The sequence below is a fragment of the Nonomuraea sp. bgisy101 genome, from assembly GCF_057708945.1.
Window position 1 is genome coordinate 1 of the sequence record NZ_JBYITD010000093.1, and the last position, 3,293, is coordinate 3,293.

Here is a 3,293-nt window from a genome sequence, read left to right on the forward strand (position 1 = left end):
CCGTCGCCTTCCGGAGTTCAGACGGGCGCGGGGCCGTCGCCTTCGGACGTGACGTCTTCGATGCGCAGGGTCGGCTCGTACCCGTTGCTGCGCATGGCGTCGAGGATCTTGTCGACTTCGTCATCGATCCGCGATGCCTGGATCTCTTCAAGCTCGGCTTCGACGCGGGCCTCGACGACACGAGCGTGACGCCAAACCTTAGATCGTCGTCGCATCAAACGTCGTCCAACACTTGATCAGATCCGTGCCGCTGGAAGGTTCGCAGCAGGATCAGCGCCGCGGCGTATGCCATGCCGTACCATGCGGGGAGCCAGCCGCCTCCGACCATGGCGACGGCGAGGCTGATCGCCGAAACCGCGGCAAGCAGCAGCGCGCCGGCGGTCCGCTCCCGCGCGACATGCGCTGCCACCCCGGCTGCCCCCAGGGCGCCCGAGGCGGCGAGGAGATCCGCAACCAGCCACGCGTCGAGCAGTCCCGCCCGCACAAGCATGTCGAGCAGCGGCAACGGGAGCCACGGCGTCCAGATCCAGGTGAGCCCACCGGCCAGGTTGGCGGCCGAGGGGAGCGCCAGCAGCAGCGACGCCGCAGCCGGTGCCCACCCGTGCCGACGACCATCGCTCAGGGCCTTACCCCGGGCCGATCGGTGACCCCGATGTCCAGACGGACAGCGAGCGTCATGATCGTTCCCTTCTTGATCGTGTAGGAGTGCCCCCTATAGATGATCTTCCGGCCCCCTTCCGTGCGGACGCCCGGCTCTGGAGAGGTGTAGTCGGCGCTGGCGACCGCGCGCTCGCCCAGGTAGGTGTAGGTGGAGCGGTCGAGCAGCAGTTCATGGCTCACCCAGCCGTCTTCGACACGGGCCACCGCCACCGCCGGACGCCCATCGACGTCGACCGCGTCCGGGTTCACCGTCACCCCCGGAATCTTGGCCATGGCCCGGTAGACGGCCGTCTCCTGCGCTGGAGGCACCAGGTTTTGTGCGAGCAATGAGCCGAGCAGCCGGTAAGCCGAGTTGTGCCGGTCTTCCTCGGAATCCCACAGATCGCCGATGTTGGCGTACATCCAGGCCAGCAGGGCATCGGGATCCGTGGGGAGTGCCGCCACCGTGGCATAGTCCTGAGGGGGCATGGCGCCGCCGGTTGGCGAGCGAACCAGTTTGCCGTCCTCGAAGAGGGCCAGCTCCTTGCCGTCGGCTCGGGTCCATGACCGGTCCACGCGGGTCTCCAGAGGAGTTCGCGATGTTTGCACCTCGCCCGGGGCGGCATTCCGGACGCCCTGGAAGCGCGTTTCGATGTAGACCCACTGGTCAGGGCCGGGGGCGGTGAACGCGCGGTTCCCGGCGGCCTCGGCTGCCCGGCCGAGCAACGCCTGTGCGTTGGCGGCCGGCATCGCCAGGCCGGGCACGACAGGGCGCGGCGCCTCGACTCCCGCGGGGTCGACCACCAGCGCGACCGCGGAGATCACGGCAGCGAGCATGCCGATCGTGACGGCCCGCCGACCCGCCCTGGTCAGGTGAACGCGACGGGCCCGCCGAGGCGCCGTCGCCGCGGCCCGCTGGAGGAGCGCATCCCTGGCGGCGGTATAGGCATCAGGCGATGGCGGGGCGGGCTGGGGCCATGCCTGGCGCAGTGCCTCCAGGTCGGCCTGCGAGTATTCGCCCATGATCAACGCTCCTTCCTGGTGAGCGCCGGATCCAGCACGGCGCGGATCTTCGTACGGGCACGGTGCAACCGTGAGCGGACCGTGCCCGCCGGGACGCCGAGCGCTCTGCCGACCTCGTCGGAGGTCAGCTCGGCCCAGGCGACCAGCAGCAGCACGTCCCGGTCCCCGGCTGGCAGCTCCGCCAGCGCCGCCGCCAGCCGACCGCGCGTGGCGAAGGCGTCGAGCGAGTCCACAACTCGCTCGGCGTGATCCTCGCCGGCCTCCTTCGCACCCGTCCTTGCCAGCGCCCGGTACTGTCGGATCTCGGTCCTGTGGTGGCGAGAGATCAGGTTCGAGGCGATCCCGTACAGCCAAGGCCGAGCGTCCGACCGGGACAGGTCATAGGTGCCGCGCCGGTCGAACGCGATCAGGAACACCTCGGCGGCGATGTCGTCGGCCAGCGGGCGCGACAGTCGACGCTCGGCGTAGCCGTGAATCGTCGAATAGTGGCGGTGGAACAGCTCGGCGAAGCATTCCGGCTGCTGTAAGGAGCATTCGATGAGCTCGGCGTCAGTCGCCTGTTGCGTCACCTGGGTCATGTCACGGCTCTCGCTGTCGCTCGAGGTGTCATCGGCCGCCTTCCTTTGCGCGAATCCATCGTCCTTTCTTCACCGATCGCCCCAAAGTGTTCGCGCCTCCCGGACCGAGGCTTCGCCCTTCCGAACTGTTGCACGCTGATCAACGCCCAGTGGTGGTAGCGACGCTGCCCACGCCCGTCCATAGCACTCGCTCCCACGCACCATGTGGCGGGCGCTCGAAGAGGGTTCGCGCCGAGCTGCGCCCTCCGGGGCCGTCGGCCTGCCTGTTGTCGGTGACCGATCGAGAGGCTTTCGCCTACTTCCTGGGCAACATCGCCGCCGTCCATCGTGCCCGGAGCGCTGTGGTGGACGGCACCGCTGACAACCCGGGCACGGTCAACCCGGGGGCGGTGGCCGCGGTCGCGGTGCCGGACTTCCTGCGCGCCGGGTGGGGCGGGGCCGCTTCGGTCGTGTTGCGCACGCTGCAGCGGGCCTTCGGCCGCCAGCTCACCCCGGCCGGGCGCGCCGCCTGGACCAGCGGAGAGGAAGGCCGCCGCCGTTCCTCGGTGTACCTGACTCGGCCGCCCTCCACGCGCAACCACACCTGGGAGAGCGACCACAAGCAGCTGCCATCGTGGTGCTCGCGCCGCGCCGCCCGGCGGTACGGCCCTGGCTGACCACCGTCGACGACGACAGCACCCGCGCCGTGCTTGGCTGGGCGCTCTCTTTGACCCCGCACGCCGGCACCGTGCTGACCGCCCTGCATATGGGGCTGGTCGACGACGTCGAGCGCGGCCCGTTCGGCGCTGTACCCGCCCAGACGCGCATCGACCGTGGCCTGGAGTTCGCCGCCGCCGTCTACCACGCGATGGCCGCACTGTGCGTCCACGTGCACCGGCTGCCCGCCCGCCAGGCCCACCGCAAAGGCAAGATCGAACGCCTGCACCGCACCATCGACCAAACCCTGCTCTGCGCTCTGCCCGGCTTCACCGAAGGACCACGCGATGCGGCGGGCAAGCTGTACGGGCCCGTCGACGACCGCTTTGGCGGTCTTTGTTGAGCGACAGGAACCTG

6 protein-coding genes are annotated in these 3,293 nt (G+C 69.9%); 3 read left to right on the plus strand and 3 right to left on the minus strand.

The features are described from left to right. Positions 1-236: hypothetical protein (locus tag AC3EO4_RS55440; RefSeq protein ID WP_431904903.1), on the plus strand; the 236-nt coding region annotated here is incomplete at its 5' end. On the opposite strand, the gene AC3EO4_RS55445 is transcribed toward AC3EO4_RS55440, so the two are convergent. The 3 genes from AC3EO4_RS55445 to AC3EO4_RS55455 all read right to left on the minus strand — a co-directional run bounded on the left by AC3EO4_RS55445 (position 215) and on the right by AC3EO4_RS55455 (position 2,240). Then, positions 215-505 (minus strand): hypothetical protein, encoded by a 291-nt coding sequence (locus tag AC3EO4_RS55445; RefSeq protein WP_431904906.1) that lies wholly within the window; start codon positions 503-505, stop codon positions 215-217. The two genes, AC3EO4_RS55440 and AC3EO4_RS55445, sit on opposite strands and share 22 nt — an antisense overlap. A 113-nt stretch (positions 506-618) precedes the next feature. Further along, the gene (locus AC3EO4_RS55450) at positions 619-1,662 is read right to left on the minus strand and encodes a CU044_5270 family protein (protein ID WP_431904908.1); all 1,044 of its coding nucleotides are present in this window, start codon (positions 1,660-1,662) and stop codon (positions 619-621) included. Between the two features lie 2 nt (positions 1,663-1,664). Then, a complete protein-coding gene (locus AC3EO4_RS55455) occupies positions 1,665-2,240 on the minus strand; it encodes an RNA polymerase sigma factor (protein WP_431904911.1) in 576 nt (191 codons plus the stop codon). 272 nt (positions 2,241-2,512) lie between these two features. Here AC3EO4_RS55455 and AC3EO4_RS55460 point away from each other — a divergent pair, with 272 nt between their 5' ends. Beyond that, positions 2,513-2,896: a hypothetical protein gene (locus AC3EO4_RS55460; protein WP_431904914.1), complete on the plus strand. Its 384-nt coding sequence runs from the start codon at positions 2,513-2,515 to the stop codon at positions 2,894-2,896. Next, a complete protein-coding gene (locus AC3EO4_RS55465; RefSeq protein WP_431904916.1) occupies positions 2,854-3,279 on the plus strand; it encodes a hypothetical protein in 426 nt (141 codons plus the stop codon). Before AC3EO4_RS55460 ends, AC3EO4_RS55465 begins: the two co-directional genes overlap by 43 nt. The last annotated feature ends 14 nt before the right edge of the window (positions 3,280-3,293 follow it).

Coding starts and splice junctions, on each gene's coding strand:
- AC3EO4_RS55455 (WP_431904911.1), bottom strand. CDS start 2,240: ATGACCCAGGTGACGCAACAGGCGACTGACGCCGAGCTCATCGAATGC.
- AC3EO4_RS55450 (WP_431904908.1), bottom strand. CDS start 1,662: ATGGGCGAATACTCGCAGGCCGACCTGGAGGCACTGCGCCAGGCATGG.